The sequence below is a fragment of the Bradyrhizobium sp. MI1.4 genome (assembly GCF_055811315.1).
Map to the genome: position 1 here is coordinate 53,188 of NZ_JBVVPP010000014.1, position 18,000 is coordinate 71,187.

An 18,000-nucleotide genomic window follows, 5' to 3' on the forward strand; every position below is an offset into this window, starting at 1 on the left:
TGTGCGTTTCGTTTTTTGCGCCGGCGGGGGCGGGCGTGGGGTGGCGGCGCACCCCGCGGGGGCCGCCCCGCCCCCCCCCGCGCCTGGCAATGGCGGCCGAGACGCCTCGTGCGGCCAAGGTCAAAGCCGGCAAGTGGCACGCTCCCCGCACCGCGCGCGCTGCTCATGGCACACCGAACCACGCCGCAGAGACCGAGGGCACTGCAGCCAAGAGCACTGCCCCCAAGAGCGCCGCGCCCAAGAGCACAGCGCCGCGGCCGACCCGTGTGGCAAGCCTGAAGAAGCGCGCGCAGTAGAGCTTACTGTCGCATGATGTTGGCGACGCAGAGCAATACGATCAGCGCCAGGAAGAACAGGTCCATATAGGACTTGACCTCGCCGTCGCGCCGCAGCCGGGCGACGTCAACCACGACCTGCTTGCGCACACTCGTTCCGCCAGTGCCGTCATTGAGCGGAGCCTGAAGGCGCTTGGTCTCGGCTTCCAGCTTCTCGATCTTCTGGTAAAAGTAGAATGCCCGCAGCGTCGAAGCTGCGCGCATGCCGGTATAGACCAGCACCAGGATCGCGATAATCGCCCGGTTCTGGTACTTCTCCATGAAATTCAGGCTGAAATAGACCATCGCCATGAATGCGAAGTTGGTCACGAAGCGATAGACGAAGCTTAAAAAGACCATGCGGGCTCAAGCCTTGAAGGGTGGCGCAACCGGACCGTGTTGCAGATGCGGGGATCAGGAGCCCAGACCGGAACAGCCGGCCTGAATGCCATGCAGCCCCGTCTACGCCAACTTTGTTTCAACAAAGATACTATTGCCCCGGCAATGCCGCCTTTTAGCCACGCCCGGCCATAATGCGAGCCGGAGCACGGCCGCCGGTCCGTTCCGCGGGCCTGCTGGCTGCAACGGCTTCTTGGAGATTTGGCCGAAGTCCCGATAGACTGGGACCGCCACATGTGGGGTCTGCCGATGCCGAAGAAGGGAATCACCGGCCACGACGACTGGGTACTGACCGAGGCGCTGGCGACTGCGCTGGTCGCGCTGGAGCAGCTCGACACCAAGCACCAGCCGAGCGCGCATATGGACGACATCCGCAAGATGCTTTCGAACGGCAAGGAGCCGGCGGCTGTGACCCTGCATCTCGCCCAGGCCAAATGCCGGCTGTTTCCCGATCTCGATCCGCTGGAAATCTACCGGGAATACGGCATCGGCGAGGAATATGGCTGAGGGCGCCGTTGACGGCCGGACTTAAGGCCCGCCGGCGACCGATCCGGCGATCACCATGACCAGCGCGGCCAAGTCGATCTTGCCGTTGACGATCAGCTCCTCCGAGGCTTTCGCGTCGTCCGCCCGTTCGACCTTTAGCAATTGCGGCCGGTTGGCCGCCTGCCGCTTCAGCTCCTCGACGATGGCTTCCGTGAGTTTCTCTTCCAGCATGGGCTTGTCCTCAGGCCGCCATCGCGCGGCAGGATTGCGCGCAGGAGCGGCACATGGCGACGCATTCGTCCATGCCACCGACCCGCACCGCTCAACCCGTGGGATGTTGTGATCGTTCCTGCCGTCGTGTCGATTGCGACCTCGGGGGAACTTCGCGAAGCTAGCCGTACCGCCTCGCGCGCACCGCCCGGTAGCGAGCATCGGTCTGCGGTTTGATGAACAGCGCCGCCACGCTCGGATGACGTTTGCGTATCTCGGTCTCGATCGAAACGACGCATCGCTCGATGTCGTCGGCGCGCTTGTCATCCGCAAATTCGATGCTGAGGGCCGCAACGACCTCGACCGGCGACAGCTGCACCGTCAGCAGGCCGTTGGCCCTGAGCACGCCCGGCGAACGCCCTGCGATATCCAGGACCGATCGCGCAAGCTCCGGATCGGCGGGCTCGCCGATCAGCAGGCTCTTGCTCTCGCGCGCGAGACCGATCGACACGACCGCCAGCAATATCCCGATCAGGATCGAACCGATCCCATCCCAGACCGGCTGGCGCAGCCATACGGCCGCCGCAGTGGCCGCCGCGGCAATGGCGATGCCGACCAGCGCCGCGCTGTCCTCGAGCAGCACCATGAATGCCGGAGGATCCTTGCTGCGAACGAAAGCCTGATAATATCCGAACCGCTGGCCGTCCGGGCTGAAGCGCCGCAGGGCAACCAGCCAGGAGCCGCCTTCAAACAGGAACGACAGCCCGAGCACCACGAAGCTGACGATCGGACTTTCGATCGGCTCGGGTGCGGCGACATGCAGAATGCCCTGATATAGCGAGACACCGGCGCCCAGGGCGAAGATCAGCAGCGCAACGATGAAGCTCCAGAAATACAGTTCGCGCCCATAGCCGAGCGGATGAGATTCGTCGGGCGAACGGCTCGCGCGCCGGTAGCCGTAGAGCAGCAGGATCTCGTTGGTCGTGTCGACGAGCGAATGCACGGCTTCGCTCGTCATGGCCGAACTTCCCGTCCAGGCGGCGGCGCCGATCTTCGTGACCGCGACGAGGACGTTGCCGAAGAGCGCCGCATAGACCGCGGTCTTCGAGGATGATTCTGTTGCCAATGTCCGATACCCCGTTTTTCATACCAGTCGCCGCGGCAGGCTGTGGTGGATCGTGCAGGCGGCGACCGCGGCGTGGCCGAACGCGACCGAGATCTGGTGCAGGTCAGTGACGACGTCGCCGATCCCGTAGAGCCCGTCGACCGAACTGCGCTGATGGTCGTCGACTTTCAGGTAACCCTCCCCGGTATGTTCGGCCCCCAGATTCATCGCGAGATGCGAGCGCACCTCCGCACCCATTACCGGGTAGACCATCTCGAATTGCGCCGTGTGGCCGTCGGCGAAAACGGCTTCGACGCCGTGGTCTCTCCGCCTCAGGCGCAGGCCGGGCGCGACGACGATTTCGACACCCGCTTCATTGAGCTCCGGTGCCGCGGCCTTGCCGTCATCCTCGCCCGTTGCGAGCAACGTCACGTCGCGCGAGTAGCCGCGCATGAACAGCGCCTTGCCGGCGGCACGGTGAAGCGGACCGACGATGCCGATGCGACGGCCGATCGCCTCGTAGGCGTCGCAGACGGGGCAGTAGCGCAACAGCCCGTCCGCGACCGCCGCGCGCCATTCGTCGAACGGCGGGTGGGTGTCGACGATCCCACAGGCGAGAACGACGCTGGCGGCCGTATGCGCGCCGCCGTTCCAGATCGCCTGAAAACCTCGCTCGTGTCGCCGCAAGTCGGTGACCTCGGCGCCCACCCGCGTGACCGCGAGCTCGCTCAGCTGCGCGGACATGCGCGCGAGCAGGTCGGTACCGGACAGGCCGTGGACGAAGCCCGGCACATTGTGACTGCGCGGGATCAGCTCCGCCCGGCTCGCGCCTGCGTCCACGACGCAGACGCGCCGCCGAAATCGCGCGAGGTAGATCGCGGCCATCAGCCCGGCGGGGCCGCCGCCGACGATCAGGCAATCATAGGACTGATCCGTCATTTGGGGTTTGGATCCGACAGGCCCGCACCGGGCTCGCGAAGCTGTCCGCTCCGCGCCAGCCGGACCGCATTGCCGAGTGCGCGCGCGACGTTCTGCACCTCTGTCTGGAATGCCCTGTCGTCATCGAGGTCGCGGTGCGAGGTGGCGTATGGCCCCATGTAGCCGACATAGCCATCGAGCTCAGCGAAGCGGCCCGCCGAGATCAGCTGCATATCGGTCAACCAATCCGACAAGGTCCGGCGCACACCCTCGGCACCGACCGCATCGCCATGAACGACGAGGCCGAAATGACGGCCGGCGAGATGGCGTGGATAAGACCAGCCCTTCAGCTCCAGCTCCTTCGCCTCGGCAGCCTTCTTGCCGTGGGTCGAGGTCGGATCGGGATTGCCGCCGTCGGCGCAGACCATGCGATCCATCATCGCCTTCAGTCCGGCGGGCACGTGATACCAGTTCACCGGAGTCACGATCAGGATGCCGTGGGCCGCGACCCACAGCGGATAGATATCGTTCATCCAGTCGTCGGTCTGCCCCAGCGAATAATTCGGATAGCAGCTGCACGGCCAGTGGCAGAGCGGCATCGCGGTTCCGACGCAGGATTTGCAGGGATGGATCGTCTTGCCGAACTCCGAGGCCAGACGCGACAGGTCCAGGATGTCGACGGCAAAGCCAAGCTCGGCAAAGACCGGCTCGGCGAGTTCGACCAGACGCCAGGTCTTAGACATCTCGCCGGGACAGGTGTGCTCGCTGCGCGCCGAGCCGTTGATGATGAGGATGCGCGGCGTCTCGTCCGCATCGTCATGGCGTCGCTGCGCCGCCAGGATCTTCGCGCGCGCGTCGAGCCAGTCGACGGCGATGTCGTAATCGGGATCGGAGAATCCCGCGCCCGCCTTTCGCGTCAGCGGGGCCTTGCGTGAATTGCTGTAGGCATCCCAGGCTGCGCCGACGATGGCGTCGAGCTCGCGCTGGAGCGGTGCAAAGGCGGGATCGACGAACCGGCTCCTGTAGCGGTGCTCGAAGGCCTCGCGCGAGAGCTTGACGGGCGGCATCCCCTTGCGAATGTCGGCTTCCGTCATGCTGGCTCCTCGCGAGGTCGGTACAGTTCGACCAACCCGGGGCGCAGCGCGCGGTTCCTTCTCGCTCTCGTGTCGCTGCTCTACTGGCGGACAACTTCCGGCGGCACATCGAACTGCGCGATGCGCTGGTCCAGCCGCCACAGTTCGATGCGGTGCACCAGCACGAGCGAGGCGGCCTCGCGCTTGGCCTGCTCATCATCGTCGCAGACCAGGTTGATGCATCCAAACACATGCCCGTCCGGATCGATCTGGAACGCGCGGTAGTGCTTGATGCTCCGCATCGTCACCCTCCCCGTCTCGGGTACACGGGTTCGCTCAGCCAGTCCGTCAGGTTCGAGGTCACCTCGTTCTGCTTGGCGCGCTGAAGCAGCATGTCGCGCTCCTTGCCGGGCGGCAGGCTGCGCGCGCGCTCGCGAGCCGTTTGGGCGAATGCCGCCAACCGCTCCTGGAGCGATTGGGTCTGTTTCCTGCGGTTGCGTTTCGCGGTCATTGTACTTTCACAAAGCCCTTTTGATCGGAGGAATTGGCCCCGGCGGGAGGTCGGGCGCCGGGGCCAAAGTTCATGCCGGTTGGGGCGGCCCAGCCCGGCAGTGTTGGCAGCTTCGGCCGCAACCGCAGGTTCCGGCATTTCAATAAGTTAACGGTGCGTGATTTTGCTGGTGCGAAACGAAGGGGCCGAGGAGCGACGGATGGGCGCATTCCCTTCGCACGCCGGCGCTGCTTCGACTGCGCCGGAACCGAAATGCTGATTCGCTTATTGATGAAGGACTTGAAGGAGGATCATCATGGCGAAAGCAGCATGGAAACGGCCGGGCTCACCGATCGGCCGCAAAGGCCCGCGCAAGGCAAATCCCGCGTACAAGCGCAGGGCGCGCGAACGGTGGACACCTGCGGACGTGAGCAAGCTGAAGCAGCTCGCAAAAGGAAACACGCCCACGGGCGTCATGAGCATCAAGCTGCAGCGCCCGGTCGCGGCCATTCGCAGCAAGGCGCAGCGCGAAGGCATTTCGCTCAGGCCCGTCAACCGCTCGCCATACAACAGGCGATCCAAAGCAGCGAAGCGGCGTTGAGCGGGGCACGCCCCCGGCGCGTGCTGCATGTTTGGTGTCGCCGGCTCCTATTCCGGCGACACGCCGTGCCGGAGATCCTGCTCTTGCCGGTTATCGCGAAGGGCCTTGAGCTCGGAGCGTAACATCGCGCTTTCCATCACCACCCGGCGCACCTCGCGCGTGGCGTCATCAAGCTGGTCCGCGACCGCTCTGCGCTGCGCCCGGAGGGCGCGGCTTGCTTCGATCGCGCGCTCAGCGCGGGCAAGCAGGACGTCGTTCATGGAACGACAATACAGGATTCGGGACGAAACTGCCTTTACGTAAGTTACGTCAATTACTCAAAACCAGCCATCCGCTCAAAAAACATCCGCGAACACTAACCTGGATCAAGTACGACCGTTCCCGAAGCGAGCAAACGCTTAGCTCCGTCGATAGAGTTGCAGATAGCTCGGGGAGAACAGCGCCGCATCCTTGAGCGCATCGAGATCGGTGATGGTCAGCGTGCGATCGCGCAGCACGATCAGACCGGAAGCACGCAACTCCTGAACCGTGCGATTGAGATGGACCACCGACAGGCCGGTGGCGTCCGCAAGATCCATTTGCGTCACCGGCATCACGCAGGAATTGCCCTCGACCATGCCGACAGGACGCAGCCGCTCGATGATCTCGCAGAACAGATGGGCCACGCGTTCAAAGGCCACCCGGCGGCCGAGGTTGATGGCCCATTCGCGCTGGATCGCGTTGTTGACGAGCGTCTCGCACCAGAACGCTTCCGCGAGCCCACGGTCCCCCGCCACCAGACTCTCGAACCGCGCGCGCTTGATTTCGGTGTAGACGACCGGCGTCATCGCCGCGATGGAATGATCCATCACCGAGAGCAGGAACGCGTGCGCGTCGCAACTTTCGCCGGGAAAGAGAAAATTGACGATCTGTCTCCGGCCGTCCTCCAGCGTCTTGTAGCGGCAGAGCCAGCCGGACAGCACGAGGCGCACGCTGTCGACCGGATCGCCCTCCGAGATCAGATCCTCGCCCGCTCCTGCGCGCTGGATTCCCTCGAGCATCGCGTATTCGAGCGAGGTGCGGGCCTCCGTCGACAAGGGCCTCAGCACGTTCAGCCGGCGAATGACCGGGTCCACCTGGCTGCGATCTAGCGTCGACAAGGGCATCAGCTGGCCACCGCCGGTGTATGAAACGCCCGCTTGCTGAGGGGAATGGTGATCGTGCATTCCAATCCCTTGGGACTGAATGCCAACCTGGTCTGCCCCTTGAACTCGAACGCGAGTGTGCGCTCCAGAAGCTCGGTCCCAAATCCTTTGTGCGGCGGCGGCGCAACCGGCGGCCCACCGCGCTCCCGCCACTCGAACACCAGCTCCGCCGGGTCGGTGCCCTGCTCGAGGCGCCAGGAAATCTCGATGCGACCGGTCGGCCGGCTCAGGGCGCCGTATTTGAGTGCGTTGGTCGCGAGCTCGTGAATGGCAAGGGCAAAGGTTTCCGCTGCCTTCGACTGAAAACGCACCGGGGGACCGCTGACACGTACCTGCTCGCCCTCCCTGGCATTATAGGCCAGCATCTCCTCGACGGCGAGGTATTCGAGATCGACGCCGCCTTCGGGATCGCGGGTCACCAGCGCCTGGGTACGGGCGAAAGCGTTGAGCCGGCCGTCGAGATGAGAGGCAAACTCCTCGACCGTCGAGCTCGTATCGGCCGTGCGACGGGCGATCGAGCGCACCACGCCGAGCGTGTTGCGGACCCGATGCTGGAGCTCGGCCAGCAGCAGGCGCTGCCGCTCCTCGGCGCGGGTCATGGCGGTGATGTCAACGAAGGTGATCACGACCCCGGCGATGAAGTTTTCGATGCTGCGATAGGGCAGGATTCGCACGATGTAGCGCGTGCCGCTGTCCGGCGCCCTCAGCTCGCGCTCGGCGCTGGCAAGCGTCCGCAGCACGCTGCGAACGTCGTCATAGAGGTCCTCGATCGGGACGCGCGCCTTGATGTGCGCGATGGGCCGGCTAATATCGGTTTCTACGAGATGCAGAATTTGTGTGATCGCCGGCGTGAAGTTCATCACGCGCAACTCGTTGTCGAGGAATACGGTCGCGATCTGCGTGCTCTCCAGGAAATTCCGGAGGTCACTGGTGGCGCGCGTCAATTCCTGGACGCGGTGAGCAAGCTCGCCGTTGACGGTGGTCAGCTCCTCGTTGACCGACTGCAATTCCTCGCGCGAGGTTTCGAGTTCTTCGTTCGCGGACTGGAGCTCCTCGTTGAGGGACTGGTATTCCTCGTTCGAGGACTTCAGCTCCTCATTGGTGCTTTCGAGCTCTTCGATGGTCGCCTGAAGGCGCTCCCGCGTCGCCCGCAGCTCGCCTTCGATACGGTCGACATGCTCGGTCTGCACCAACGCATTGGGCTTGCCTGCGCCGGCATCGATGGCGCGCACCGGGCCGTCCTTGAACAGGACGACAAAATTGCGATCGCCGCTGCCGCTCTCCTGGATCGGCTCCACCGTGATGTCGACGGGAATGTGCTGGCCGTTGGCGCCGAGCTGCACCTGTTCGGCATGGGCGGGCTCGTTGGTCTCCGCCGCGCGGCTGAGCACCGCCCGCAGGTCCAGGCGGAGATCGCGGTGGACGAGTTGGAGCAGATCGAGCGTGGCGGCGCCTGCCGTCGGCTCGATGTAGCGTCCGGTGCGCCCGGAAAAGTGCAGGACCTGAAAGTTGCTGTCGGCGATGACATAGGCGGGCGCATAGCGCTCCGCGATCCGCTGCGCGCGACGCTCCAGCCCGATATCAGGGCGGAAGGAGCGCGCCGGCGCTATCTCGAGGTTTGCCCTCCCCGCGGCGGTCGTGATCGGAAATTCCGGCGGCAGCCGGGTTCCGGTCTCGAGCTTCTTGAAGATGCGGGCGCGGCGGTCGACCGGTACGAACAGTTTTGGATGCCGCGTGACGTTCTCGGAATTGCCGAGGAACAGGAACCGATCCGGCAGAAGGGCGAAGTGAAATAACGGGATCACCCGGTTCTGCAATTCGGCATTGAGGTAGATCAGCAGGTTGCGGCAGGAGACGAGATCGAGCTTGGAGAACGGTGCGTCCTTGATCACGTTGTGCTGCGAGAAGATGCACATCTCGCGCAGCTCCTTGACCACGCAATAGGTGTCACCTTCGCGCACGAACCAGCGCGCCAGGCGCTCGCCGGTCATCTCCGCTTCGATCTTGGTGCGATAGCGGCCGACGCGCGCAGCCGCCAGCGCCCGTCCGTCGATGTCGGTCGCGAAGATCTGAACCTGCGGTGGCGAGTCCATTTTGGCCATGTACTCGCGCAGGAGGATAGCGATCGAATAGGCCTCCTCGCCGGTTGCGCAGCCGAGCACCCAGACGCGAACCTGCTGGCTCGCGTCCTTGCCTTCGAAGAGCTTCGGGACGGTCTGGTTCTCCAGCACCTCGAATTCACGCTTGTCGCGGAAGAATTCGGTGACGCCGATCAAGAGGTCGTTGAAGAGGTGCTGCGCCTCGTCCTGGTCGTTGCGCAGGAAATCGACGTAAGCGGAAATGTCGCCGATCTGGACCACCTGCATCCGCCGCTGCACGCGACGCAGGAAGGTGTTCTGCTTGTAGCCGTGGAAATCATTGCCGGTCTTGCTGCGCAGGATGTCGGCGATGCGCGACAGCGAGGTCGCTGCAGCGGCCAGCACCTCATCGAACCCCTGCTTCTCCTCCAGCCGCCGCAGATGACGGGCATAGACCTGGATGTGCTCGGCGATGTCTTCGGCGGTCAGCACGTAGTCGGCGATCGCCGCCGGCGTATCGGCGTCCTTCAGATGATCCGCGTCGTCGCTCGCGCCTTTTTCGGCGATGGCAAGGCCGCCGTGGTCCTTCAGTGTCGCGGTACCCAACGTGCCATCGCCGCCGATGCCGGACAGGATCACGCCGATCGATTGCTCGGCGCGTTCTTCCGCCAGCGACACCAGGAAGCTGTCGATCGTCGCCCGCTCGCCGGGCGCCTGCTCGGCCGGGCGGACGCCGAAGCGACCGTCCTGGATCGTCGTGATCATCGCCGGCGGGCACAGATAAATCGTGCCACCCTCGATGGTCTGGCCGTTGCCGACGTCGGAAATCTTGCCACCGTGGGAATTTCGCACGATCTGGCGCAGCCGCGGCTCGTCGAGGGCCTCATGATGCTGGAATGCGAGCACGACGGCCTGGTCGGCGCTTACGGTCAGCCTGGAAAAGAACCGCTCGACGCTATCCAGAGCTGTCGGCGCGGCGCCCACCCCGATGATCAGCGGAGACCTGGTCTGGCGCTCTCTTTCGACCGACTGGTCGCCGATTTCATGCATGGTCTCGGTAGCTCTCATTCATTGACGGGAACCAGAGGACGCCCGCTCGCCGCAAATAGCAGAATTGATATTATCCCAACAGGTGCAAGGCGGAAACGTCACGCTGCGTTCCGTACAGCGAGCATTGGGCATTAGGCATTGAGCTTGGGTGGCCTGCCAACGCCCCCAGATCACTCCGGACCGACTTGCTGCCGAAGATAGGCGATCCGCTGCTCGATCAGGACGCGATGGCGCAGCCATTCCGTGAGGGTCTGCTTCAGCGCCTCGACCAACCGTTCCGCCTGGCCCGCGTCGTGGCCGCCGGCACTGAGCTCGCGGATGCGCGCCTCCTGATCGAGGATGCGCCGCGAACCCTCCTCGATATCCCGATCGGCCTTGATCAGATGGCGGCGCTCGGTATCGAGTTGCTCGGTCCATTCGGCGAGGGAAATGGCCATCGCGACCCTCAAGCCTCCCGCTTGCGAATAGGAGGATCGAGCGACTTTAGCACAACGCGCCGGATCATGTCGGCATATTCGCGATATTCGGCAGCGCGCGCCTGGTACATCTCGGCCACCGCCGGCCGGCCGTTGCGCCGTCCGTCGGCGGCCATGCGCTGCACCAGCTCGGCCCGCTCCTCGATGATGCGCAGTGCGACCCGCAGGGCTTCATCCACTTGCCCCTCCTGCTCTTTTGCGAGGACGTCGGCGGCGAAGGCGTGACCGACCTGGCAACGGAAGCGCATCGGGTGCGATTCCTTCATCTCGGACAGGACGCCCCCGCAGGCCGGACAGGTCAGCGCAACCGGATCGGCCATCGAGACGAGACGGTCACTGCCGATCCGTTCGCCGGCCGCGATCTCGACCTCGAGCCGGATCTCCGGCGGGATCGGCAGTGCGGCGCCGGCAGCCTCCCTGGCGAGATCAGACAGCACGTCGCCCATTCCGGCGCCGGGAACGCAAAGATCGATGATGGTCGCCTCGAGGGCGCTCCTTGGCATTTCATCGGCGATGGCATCCGAGGGGTCCTGAACCACCGAAATCCCGCCGCAACGCTTGATGGCGTTGAGACCGGCCGAACCGTCGGACAACAGGCCGCTGAGCAGCACACCGATCACACGCGGGCCGTAGTTGATGGCGGCCGAGCGAAACAAGGCATCGATGGCCGGCCGGACCATGTTCTCGCGCGGGCCGCGCCCGAGGAATACGCGATCCTCGGACAGCAGCAGATGGTGGTCCGGTGCGGCCAGATAAACCCGGCCTGGCTCGATCTTCATGCCGTTTTCGGCCTGCCGGACCGGGAGCGGACCGGCGCTGCTGGCCACCGTCGAGAGAATGCCGATGCCCTGCGCCGGGATGTGCAGCACGATGAACACCGCCGCGGGCAGATCCGGCGGCAGCCGGCCCAGGATCTGCTTCAGCGGCGCGGTCGCGCCGGCCGAGCCACCTATGACGATGATGTCGCGGTTGCTCATGGAACCCACTATCGGTTGTATTCGTTTGTACCAAGGCGGGTCACCGCCCTATGTTCCTATGAACCGGCAACGAAGGGGTGGAAGGCACCATGGCGATGTCGCCTCGATCGTCAGGTCCAGAGTCGGCGCTCAGCGGGCGACGCATCTTCATTGTCGAGGACGAATATTTTCTCGCCGACGACATTGGCAGAGCATGTCGCGCGCTCGGCGCAGACATCGCGGGCCCGGTGGGCGATCTCAACGACGCACTCCGTATCCTGCACGACGGCAGTGTTCTGGATGCCGCCGTGCTCGACGTGAACATCCGCAGCGAGATGATCTTTCCGGTCGCGCGCGAACTGAAGGCACGGAACGTCCCCTTCCTCTTCACGACCGGATACGACAAGGTCACGATCAGTCCGGAATTCCACGACGTGCCGATCCTGGAGAAACCGATCGATATGCCTGCGATGGCACAGAGGCTGGCGGCGCTGATCGCCGATCCGCACGGCCGAGCCTGACGACGATCAGAACAGATGCGCGAAAGCGAGCCAGGCGGTCACCGCCAGACACAGAAGCACCGCAGCATAGGGCAACGCGATCCGCAAATCAGCAGCCCTCCCGGTCATCAACCCATCATCATCCAGACGATCGCCGCCATCATGACGAGAAAACCCGTGATTGCCGTTGCGACAAAGGCCTGTTCGACGCGATCCATCGGCATCACAGCCCCCTTTTTCCAGCCGAACCAGTCTGACGGCGCGGGGAGCTTTGCGCATTAGGCTATGTGAATCGGCGTCCTCCTTATCGGTCCGCGCCGCACCGGTTAGCTTAGATTGCGACGGTATCGTTCTACGACTTCGCCGTGCCCGGCTCCGCCATCTTGCGATGCTGCTTGGCCAGCATCTCGTTCGGCGTGACATTGGCGATCGTGGTCTGGATCTTGTTCTTCATTCCGGTCACGATGTCGGACTCCCCGCGCAACATGGCGTCGAAGCCGGCCTTCGCGACGTCGTAGGCACTGTCCTTCGGCTCGGTGCCGACCTTGGTATCCATCATGTCGGCGCGGCGGAAGAACTCCGTTTCCGTGGCGCCAGGCATCAGGCAGGTGACGGTGACGCCGCTGTCGCGCAACTCCTCGCGGAGCGCGAATGAGAATGAATCAAGAAACGCCTTGCTGGCGTTGTAGACCGCCTGAAAACTGCCCGGCGTGAATCCCGCGATCGAGCCCGTGATCAGGATGCGCCCCGAATTGCGGCGAAGCATCGCGTTGCCGGCGCGATGGATGAGATACAGCGTGCCGGTGATGTTGGTGTCGACGAGGTGCTTGATCCTGGCAAAATCCTGGTCGAGAAAGGCCTTGCCAAGACCAACGCCGGCATTGGCCAGCAGCGCGTCGATCGGCCGGTCGCCGACCGCGGCGCAGAGCTTGTCGACGCCTTCGGTGGTGGCGAGATCGGCCTGCACCGGTTCGACGCTGCTGCCGAGCCTGCGCAGATCGACGGCCACCCTCTCGATCTCGGGCTCGTCCGCCGCAATGACAAGGTTGAAACCTGCTTGGGCACAGCATCTGGCGAGTTCCAGCCCGATGCCGGTGGAGGCGCCGGTGACGACGGCGAGTTGATTGGCGGGCATGAGCGTATCCTTCGCTAATCCTCGAGGGGGATTGATGACGCTCCAATCACCGCAATGCGCGCTCGTTCCTATCGGGGACGCACGCTGGTGCGGCGCAAAGATTTTGCACTGTGGAATAGCAACCATCGTTCGTTGTTCGACTTGGTTGCCTCGTAGCTCGGGAGAAAAGAGATGAAGGCGCTGGTTTGGCACGGCAAGGAAGACATACGCTGCGACACCGTTACCGATCCGGAAATTCAGGACGCGCGGGATGCCATCATCAAAGTCACGAGCTGCGCCATCTGCGGCTCGGACCTGCACCTCTTTCACAATTACATTCCGGGCATGCTGCCCGGGGACATCATGGGCCACGAGACCATGGGCGAAGTGGTCGAGGTCGGCTCGGGCGTCGACGGCAAGCTGAAGAAGGGCGACCGCATCGTCGTGCCCTTCACAATCATTTGCGGCGAATGCGACCAGTGCAAGCGTGGCAATTTCTCGGTTTGCGAAACCACCAATCGCAAGAGTCATCTCGCTGAAAAAGCGTTCGGTCATTCGGGCGCCGGCCTGTTCGGCTATACGCACCTGACCGGCGGCTATCCCGGCGGCCAGGCCGAATATTTGCGCGTGCCGTTCGCTGACGCCACGCACATCAAGGTGCCCGCGGGCATTCCCGACGAGCAGTTGCTGTTTCTCAGCGACATCTTCCCGACCGGCTGGCAGGCCGCCGTGCAATGCGACATCGAGCCGACCGACACGGTCGCGATCTGGGGCTGCGGTCCCGTGGGGCAGATGGCGATCCGCAGCGCCATCCTGCTCGGCGCCAACCAGGTGATCGCGATCGATTGCCTGCCCGAACGGCTCAGCATGGCCGAAGCCGGCGGCGCCACCACCATCAACTTCGAAAAAGAAAGCGTCCTGGAGCGGCTCGAGGAGCTCACCGACGGCAGAGGCCCCGAAAAATGTATCGATTGCGTCGGGATGGAGTCGCATGTGATGGCTTCCCTGCCCGACACGCTGCTCGACCGCGCCAAGCAGATGGTCATGGTGGAGAGCGACCGGCCCCATGTGCTGCGCGAGATGATCTATGTCTGCCGGCCCGGCGGCATCATTTCGGTGGCAGGCGTGTACAGCGGATTCTCCGACATGCTGCCGATGGGCGCCTTCATGAACAAGGGCCTGACGATGCGCACCGGCCAGACCCACGTCAACCGCTGGACCGACGACCTGCTCCATCGCATCGAGGAAGGTCAGATCGATCCGTCCTTCGTCATCACCCACACCGTCCCGCTTAGCCAAGGCCCCGAGATGTACCAGGTGTTTCGCGACAAGCGCGACTCCTGCGTCAAGGTCGTGCTGAAGCCCTGAGGAGCAAGACCCATGTTTCATTTCTCCAACATCGTTCGCACCAAGGGCGACCCGAAAATCGTCGAGGGCGGCCCGAGCCTGAAGCGGCCCGAAGACCAGCTCGCCCGTGCGCTCGGCTGGTTCAGCATCGGTCTCGGCGTCGTGGAATTCTTCGCGCCGCGGCGCGTCACGGAAACGCTGGGCATGGAGGGCCATGAGACGCTGGTCCGCACCTTCGGCCTGCGCGAGATCCTGGCCGGGGTCATGACGCTCTCGGTCGAGAAGAACGCCGGCCTGTGGGCCCGCGTCGGCGGCGACGGCCTCGATGCCGCCGCGCTGCTCTCGGGGCTGACCGCGGACAATCCCAAAAAGGGCAATATCGCGCTGGCGCTGCTGATGGTCGGCGGCATCGCGATGCTCGATTACCGCGCCGCGCAGGACACCAAGCCGCAGCGGCCGCAGCGCGACGCACGGCGCAAGCTGTATCCGAACCGCAGCGGCTTTCCCAAGGGCATCGAGAGCGCCCGAACCGCGGCCAAGCAGATCGCAGCGCACGCCGCGACGGAACGGACCTGAGAACGCGCGACGAGGTGATGCAAGACAATGAGCGAAGCGTCCCGTAACGAAGGTGCGTGGTGGGAATCCGCCGTCATCTACGAAATCGCACTGATCTCGTTCCAGGACTCGGACGGCGACGGCAAGGGTGATCTCGCCGGCCTGACATCCCGCATCGACTATCTGAAATGGCTCGGCGTCGACGCGGTGTGGCTGACGCCGGTCTACAAGAGCCCGTTTCGCGACCTCGGCTACGACATCTCCGACTACTGCTCGATCGATCCTGCGTTCGGCAGCCTCGAGGCGTTCGACCGCCTGCTCAAGGCCCTGCACGCGGCGGATATCCGCGTGATCCTCGATCTCGTGCCCAATCATACCGCGAACGATCACGCATGGTTCATCGAGAGCAGCAGCTCACGGAACAGCGCGAAGGCCGATTGGTACATCTGGGCCGACGCAGCCGAGAACGGCGGCCCGCCCAACAACTGGCTGAGCCGCTTCGGCGGCAGCGGCTGGGAATGGTGCGAGGCGCGGCGGCAATATTACTATCACTCCTTCCTGGTCGAGCAGCCCGATCTGAACTGGCGCAACCCGCAACTGCGCGCCGCGATCGCCGACGTCATGCGCTTCTGGCTCGATCGCGGCGTCGACGGCTTTCGCGTCGATGCCAGCGCGGTCCTGATCAAGGACGCGCTGCTGCGCGACAATCCGCATAACCCGCAAGCGAAAGGCAAGCCGCCGCCGCAGCGCCAAACGCCCGTCTTTACCGACGACCGGCCGGAGACGATGGATTGCATCGAATTCATTCGCGAGGTGATCGACGGCTATCCAGGGCGGATGTTGTGCGGTGAAGTCCAAGGCAAGACCGACCGCATCGGCCACTTCTACGGCAACGACCGACCGCGCCTGCATCTGCCCCTCAATTTCGCACTGCTGGACTCGCAATGGGACGCGCTGTCCCTGCAAGCAACGATCGACGCGTATTTCAACGCCATCCCGGATCATGCATGGCCGGTCTGGGTGATCGGTGGTCACGACAAGCAACGGATCGCGAGCCAAATCGGCGAGCCGCAAATGCGCGTGCTGGCGATGCTGCTGATGACGCTGCGGGGAACGCCCTTCTTCTTCATGGGCGACGAGATCGGCCGCAAGCGCGTTCCCATTCCGCCCGACCGCGTCCACGATCCCTTTGAGAAGCTCGTGCCGGGGTATGGCCTTTGCCGCGATCCCGAACGCGCGCCGATGCGATGGGATGACAGCAGCAACGGCGGCTTTACAACCGGCGATCCATGGCTGCCGCTCGAGCCGCGCGACGGCGCGGCCAACGTGGCCGCGCAGCAGCGCGACCCACGTTCGATCCTGGCGCTGTTTCGCGCGCTGATGCGACTGCGGCGCGAGCGCGCGTGCCTGCGCCACGGCGGCTACGAGCCCCTACGCGCGCAGAACGACGTTCTTGCCTACAGGCGGACGGATGGCGGCAAGGAAATTCTGGTCGCGCTCAACATTGCCGCCGAGCCGCGGAAATTGCATTGGCAAGGTCGCGGCCGCCTGCTGATGTCGACGCATCTCGACCTGCCGTCCGAGCCGCTGCCGGACGCCTCCATCCTGCTCCGCGGCAATGAAGGCGTGATCATCGAACTCGAGCCACGGTGACGGCCGAGGAACCATCCGCGCGTCAGAGAGTCTCATCAACGCCTCCGACGTCCCCCCTGCCGGAGGCTGAATAGACGAAACCGCAGCCCCGGCGCTCACCCCCTTCAAGCGCCGGGGTGGCGGCGTGAGCCAGGAGGCGGATCATGAGCAAGACCAAGGGCCTCGGTCAGCGGATCGCCGGCAAGGCGAAACAGGCCGTCGGCGAGATCGTCGGCGATCAGAATCTCCATGAGGAAGGCAAGGAGCAAGCGGAGCGCGGCCGGGACGAACAGAGCAAGCCGAGCGAGCTCAATCCGTTGAAGAAACTCAATCAGCTGACGTGAACGCTGCCGCGCCGTCAGCCATTTCCAAGTCAATTCGCACCGGTGATGAAGGCGCCTCACGGCGACGCTCGCGCTGGGTCGCCGCTGCCGAACTCGGCCTGATCAGCAGCACCTTCTCGACCATCGTCAGCCAGCTCTTCGCCGCGCGCATCGGACGCGATGCCGCGGTCGACTGGATGACGGTCGCCGCCATTCCCGCGCGCGATTGGGCGATCAGCGCAGAGCCGTCGTGGAGCGCGATCCTTGCCGGGATCGCCTTCCACCAATGGGCGGACTTCTCCTGGGCGCTGGTGTTCTTCGGTGTGCTCGGGCGCTGGACCGCTGACCTGCGGCCGCTCACGATCCTGCTGCTCGCGCTGCCCTGGGCCGTGTTCTCGTCAAGCATGGAATGGTTCGTGCTGGTGCCCCTGTTTCCGTTTTGGCAACCGCTGTTCACGCTGCAGCAGCCCTACTGGATCGGCCTGCTCGTCCACGGCTCCTCGGCCGTGATGTACCCCCTGTTTGCCCGGCTGCGCTGGACGGGGGGAGCAGCACCCGCGCGCGACGTTCGCTTCACCAATGCCTGGATCACCGGCGCGCTGGCTTTGATCGCACTGCTCGGCGCGGCTGCCTTGTTCGGCAGCCATGGTTACGAGCCGCAGTGGGCGGGCCGCGACAGGGACGCGGACCAGACTTACATCCGTCACATGACTGCGCATCACGCCCAGGGCATCGCGCTGGCGCGGATCGCCGCGGAGCGCGCGCAGGACCCGCATCTGCGAAAGCTGGCGATGCTGATGGTCGCAAGCCAGACCGGCGAGAACCGGATTTTCGAGACGTGGTGGCTGAGCTGGTTCGACACCGAGATACCCGATTGCAGCTCGGACGAACGCGCCGCCATGCCGGGCTTCCTGACACAGGCCGAGATGCGGCAGGTCAAGGCCGCGCCGGCGAACCAATTCGACACGGTCTTCGTCGAAACGATGAGCAAGCATCACGCAGGCGCAGTCAAGATGGCCGACCAGATGTGGCATAGCGGCGGCGATCTGCGCCTGCGTGTGATGGCCCACGCCATCCGCCATGAGCAACAGGGCGAGATCGCGCTGATGCACGGCGCCAGCGGCATTGCCGCCGTCGCCGCCGCCTTCCGCAACATGCTCGGCGACAATGTCAATTGAGCGGGTCGTGC

23 protein-coding genes are annotated in these 18,000 nt (G+C 64.5%); 10 read left to right on the top strand and 13 right to left on the bottom strand.

From position 1 onward, the window contains the following. The first annotated feature begins 35 nt into the window (after nt 1–35). Nucleotides 36–296, top strand: a complete 261-nt coding sequence (locus tag AC0L23_RS18070; protein WP_473357180.1) for a hypothetical protein — start codon at nt 36–38, stop codon at nt 294–296. A gap of 3 nt (nt 297–299) precedes the next feature. Here the strand turns inward: AC0L23_RS18070 and AC0L23_RS18075 are convergent, their stop codons facing one another. Further along, complete coding sequence (locus tag AC0L23_RS18075) at nt 300–674, bottom strand: hypothetical protein (RefSeq protein ID WP_018455201.1); 375 nt, start codon at nt 672–674, stop codon at nt 300–302. A 288-nt stretch (nt 675–962) separates the two neighbouring features. Between AC0L23_RS18075 and AC0L23_RS18080 the strand changes: the two genes are divergently transcribed. Beyond that, complete coding sequence (locus tag AC0L23_RS18080; protein ID WP_179950104.1) at nt 963–1,220, top strand: hypothetical protein; 258 nt, start codon at nt 963–965, stop codon at nt 1,218–1,220. Between the two features lie 21 nt (nt 1,221–1,241). On the opposite strand, the gene AC0L23_RS18085 is transcribed toward AC0L23_RS18080, so the two are convergent. From AC0L23_RS18085 to AC0L23_RS18110, 6 genes are all read right to left on the bottom strand, one after another. After that, the gene (locus AC0L23_RS18085) at nt 1,242–1,430 is read right to left on the bottom strand and encodes a hypothetical protein (protein WP_027567374.1); all 189 of its coding nucleotides are present in this window, start codon (nt 1,428–1,430) and stop codon (nt 1,242–1,244) included. 160 nt (nt 1,431–1,590) lie between these two features. Further along, nucleotides 1,591–2,535 carry a cation diffusion facilitator family transporter gene (locus AC0L23_RS18090; RefSeq protein ID WP_446480488.1) on the bottom strand — a complete coding sequence of 315 codons (945 nt, stop codon included), beginning with the start codon at nt 2,533–2,535 and terminating at the stop codon, nt 1,591–1,593. An 18-nt stretch (nt 2,536–2,553) separates the two neighbouring features. Then, entirely contained in the window at nt 2,554–3,453 is a 900-nt protein-coding gene (locus tag AC0L23_RS18095) for an NAD(P)/FAD-dependent oxidoreductase (RefSeq protein WP_473357181.1), read from the bottom strand. Beyond that, nucleotides 3,450–4,526, bottom strand: coding sequence for a flavodoxin family protein (locus tag AC0L23_RS18100; RefSeq protein WP_473357182.1), 1,077 nt, complete (start codon nt 4,524–4,526; stop codon nt 3,450–3,452). Before AC0L23_RS18100 ends, AC0L23_RS18095 begins: the two co-directional genes overlap by 4 nt. Before the next feature lie 80 nt (nt 4,527–4,606). After that, nucleotides 4,607–4,807 carry a hypothetical protein gene (locus tag AC0L23_RS18105; protein ID WP_026232903.1) on the bottom strand — a complete coding sequence of 67 codons (201 nt, stop codon included), beginning with the start codon at nt 4,805–4,807 and terminating at the stop codon, nt 4,607–4,609. 2 nt (nt 4,808–4,809) lie between these two features. Beyond that, complete coding sequence (locus AC0L23_RS18110; protein ID WP_018455208.1) at nt 4,810–5,016, bottom strand: hypothetical protein; 207 nt, start codon at nt 5,014–5,016, stop codon at nt 4,810–4,812. A 406-nt stretch (nt 5,017–5,422) separates the two neighbouring features. On the opposite strand from AC0L23_RS18110, the gene AC0L23_RS18115 reads away from it, so the two are divergent. Then, nucleotides 5,423–5,596, top strand: a complete 174-nt coding sequence (locus AC0L23_RS18115) for a hypothetical protein (RefSeq protein WP_240543305.1) — start codon at nt 5,423–5,425, stop codon at nt 5,594–5,596. Between the two features lie 47 nt (nt 5,597–5,643). Here AC0L23_RS18115 and AC0L23_RS18120 read toward each other — a convergent pair whose 3' ends face one another. The 5 genes from AC0L23_RS18120 to AC0L23_RS18140 all read right to left on the bottom strand — a co-directional run bounded on the left by AC0L23_RS18120 (nt 5,644) and on the right by AC0L23_RS18140 (nt 11,361). Then, a complete protein-coding gene (locus AC0L23_RS18120) occupies nt 5,644–5,856 on the bottom strand; it encodes a hypothetical protein (protein WP_085351356.1) in 213 nt (70 codons plus the stop codon). Nucleotides 5,857–5,994: 138 nt separating this feature from the next. Beyond that, nucleotides 5,995–6,741 (bottom strand): Crp/Fnr family transcriptional regulator, encoded by a 747-nt coding sequence (locus AC0L23_RS18125; RefSeq protein WP_085351355.1) that lies wholly within the window; start codon nt 6,739–6,741, stop codon nt 5,995–5,997. After that, complete coding sequence (locus AC0L23_RS18130; protein WP_085351354.1) at nt 6,741–9,908, bottom strand: CheR family methyltransferase; 3,168 nt, start codon at nt 9,906–9,908, stop codon at nt 6,741–6,743. Before AC0L23_RS18130 ends, AC0L23_RS18125 begins: the two co-directional genes overlap by 1 nt. A 170-nt stretch (nt 9,909–10,078) precedes the next feature. Next, nucleotides 10,079–10,345 (bottom strand): hypothetical protein, encoded by a 267-nt coding sequence (locus AC0L23_RS18135; protein WP_018455213.1) that lies wholly within the window; start codon nt 10,343–10,345, stop codon nt 10,079–10,081. 8 nt (nt 10,346–10,353) lie between these two features. Further along, on the bottom strand, nt 10,354–11,361 hold the full coding sequence (locus tag AC0L23_RS18140) for a chemotaxis protein CheB (RefSeq protein WP_018455214.1): 1,008 nt from the start codon (nt 11,359–11,361) through the stop codon (nt 10,354–10,356). 89 nt (nt 11,362–11,450) lie between these two features. Between AC0L23_RS18140 and AC0L23_RS18145 the strand changes: the two genes are divergently transcribed. Together AC0L23_RS18145 and AC0L23_RS18150 are read left to right on the top strand one after the other, a co-directional pair. Next, nucleotides 11,451–11,861: a response regulator gene (locus tag AC0L23_RS18145; protein WP_083926391.1), complete on the top strand. Its 411-nt coding sequence runs from the start codon at nt 11,451–11,453 to the stop codon at nt 11,859–11,861. A 15-nt stretch (nt 11,862–11,876) separates the two neighbouring features. Beyond that, the gene (locus tag AC0L23_RS18150; protein WP_162496518.1) at nt 11,877–12,122 is read left to right on the top strand and encodes a hypothetical protein; all 246 of its coding nucleotides are present in this window, start codon (nt 11,877–11,879) and stop codon (nt 12,120–12,122) included. A 70-nt stretch (nt 12,123–12,192) separates the two neighbouring features. On the opposite strand, the gene AC0L23_RS18155 is transcribed toward AC0L23_RS18150, so the two are convergent. Next, nucleotides 12,193–12,975 (bottom strand): SDR family NAD(P)-dependent oxidoreductase, encoded by a 783-nt coding sequence (locus AC0L23_RS18155; protein WP_085351353.1) that lies wholly within the window; start codon nt 12,973–12,975, stop codon nt 12,193–12,195. A gap of 171 nt (nt 12,976–13,146) precedes the next feature. On the opposite strand from AC0L23_RS18155, the gene AC0L23_RS18160 reads away from it, so the two are divergent. The 5 genes from AC0L23_RS18160 to AC0L23_RS18180 all read left to right on the top strand — a co-directional run bounded on the left by AC0L23_RS18160 (nt 13,147) and on the right by AC0L23_RS18180 (nt 17,989). Continuing rightward, nucleotides 13,147–14,322 (top strand): zinc-dependent alcohol dehydrogenase, encoded by a 1,176-nt coding sequence (locus tag AC0L23_RS18160; protein ID WP_085351352.1) that lies wholly within the window; start codon nt 13,147–13,149, stop codon nt 14,320–14,322. A gap of 12 nt (nt 14,323–14,334) precedes the next feature. After that, on the top strand, nt 14,335–14,877 hold the full coding sequence (locus tag AC0L23_RS18165; protein ID WP_018455219.1) for a hypothetical protein: 543 nt from the start codon (nt 14,335–14,337) through the stop codon (nt 14,875–14,877). 27 nt (nt 14,878–14,904) lie between these two features. Beyond that, on the top strand, nt 14,905–16,509 hold the full coding sequence (locus AC0L23_RS18170) for an alpha-amylase family glycosyl hydrolase (protein ID WP_085351351.1): 1,605 nt from the start codon (nt 14,905–14,907) through the stop codon (nt 16,507–16,509). 143 nt (nt 16,510–16,652) lie between these two features. After that, complete coding sequence (locus AC0L23_RS18175; RefSeq protein WP_085351350.1) at nt 16,653–16,832, top strand: CsbD family protein; 180 nt, start codon at nt 16,653–16,655, stop codon at nt 16,830–16,832. Continuing rightward, a complete protein-coding gene (locus AC0L23_RS18180) occupies nt 16,829–17,989 on the top strand; it encodes a DUF305 domain-containing protein (RefSeq protein WP_085351349.1) in 1,161 nt (386 codons plus the stop codon). Before AC0L23_RS18175 ends, AC0L23_RS18180 begins: the two co-directional genes overlap by 4 nt. Nucleotides 17,990–18,000: the final 11 nt, after the last annotated feature.

What these genes read in the sequence shown, in the direction of transcription:
- AC0L23_RS18175 (WP_085351350.1), top strand. Translation starts at nt 16,653, where the DNA reads ATGAGCAAGACCAAGGGCCTCGGTCAGCGGATCGCCGGCAAGGCGAAA.
- AC0L23_RS18160 (WP_085351352.1), top strand. Translation starts at nt 13,147, where the DNA reads ATGAAGGCGCTGGTTTGGCACGGCAAGGAAGACATACGCTGCGACACC.
- AC0L23_RS18120 (WP_085351356.1), bottom strand. Translation starts at nt 5,856, where the DNA reads ATGAACGACGTCCTGCTTGCCCGCGCTGAGCGCGCGATCGAAGCAAGC.
- AC0L23_RS18165 (WP_018455219.1), top strand. Translation starts at nt 14,335, where the DNA reads ATGTTTCATTTCTCCAACATCGTTCGCACCAAGGGCGACCCGAAAATC.
- AC0L23_RS18155 (WP_085351353.1), bottom strand. Translation starts at nt 12,975, where the DNA reads ATGCCCGCCAATCAACTCGCCGTCGTCACCGGCGCCTCCACCGGCATC.
- AC0L23_RS18085 (WP_027567374.1), bottom strand. Translation starts at nt 1,430, where the DNA reads ATGCTGGAAGAGAAACTCACGGAAGCCATCGTCGAGGAGCTGAAGCGG.
- AC0L23_RS18135 (WP_018455213.1), bottom strand. Translation starts at nt 10,345, where the DNA reads ATGGCCATTTCCCTCGCCGAATGGACCGAGCAACTCGATACCGAGCGC.
- AC0L23_RS18145 (WP_083926391.1), top strand. Translation starts at nt 11,451, where the DNA reads ATGGCGATGTCGCCTCGATCGTCAGGTCCAGAGTCGGCGCTCAGCGGG.
- AC0L23_RS18080 (WP_179950104.1), top strand. Translation starts at nt 963, where the DNA reads ATGCCGAAGAAGGGAATCACCGGCCACGACGACTGGGTACTGACCGAG.
- AC0L23_RS18095 (WP_473357181.1), bottom strand. Translation starts at nt 3,453, where the DNA reads ATGACGGATCAGTCCTATGATTGCCTGATCGTCGGCGGCGGCCCCGCC.
- AC0L23_RS18125 (WP_085351355.1), bottom strand. Translation starts at nt 6,741, where the DNA reads ATGCCCTTGTCGACGCTAGATCGCAGCCAGGTGGACCCGGTCATTCGC.
- AC0L23_RS18075 (WP_018455201.1), bottom strand. Translation starts at nt 674, where the DNA reads ATGGTCTTTTTAAGCTTCGTCTATCGCTTCGTGACCAACTTCGCATTC.
- AC0L23_RS18130 (WP_085351354.1), bottom strand. Translation starts at nt 9,908, where the DNA reads ATGCATGAAATCGGCGACCAGTCGGTCGAAAGAGAGCGCCAGACCAGG.
- AC0L23_RS18110 (WP_018455208.1), bottom strand. Translation starts at nt 5,016, where the DNA reads ATGACCGCGAAACGCAACCGCAGGAAACAGACCCAATCGCTCCAGGAG.
- AC0L23_RS18170 (WP_085351351.1), top strand. Translation starts at nt 14,905, where the DNA reads ATGAGCGAAGCGTCCCGTAACGAAGGTGCGTGGTGGGAATCCGCCGTC.
- AC0L23_RS18105 (WP_026232903.1), bottom strand. Translation starts at nt 4,807, where the DNA reads ATGCGGAGCATCAAGCACTACCGCGCGTTCCAGATCGATCCGGACGGG.
- AC0L23_RS18100 (WP_473357182.1), bottom strand. Translation starts at nt 4,526, where the DNA reads ATGACGGAAGCCGACATTCGCAAGGGGATGCCGCCCGTCAAGCTCTCG.
- AC0L23_RS18140 (WP_018455214.1), bottom strand. Translation starts at nt 11,361, where the DNA reads ATGAGCAACCGCGACATCATCGTCATAGGTGGCTCGGCCGGCGCGACC.
- AC0L23_RS18150 (WP_162496518.1), top strand. Translation starts at nt 11,877, where the DNA reads ATGCGCGAAAGCGAGCCAGGCGGTCACCGCCAGACACAGAAGCACCGC.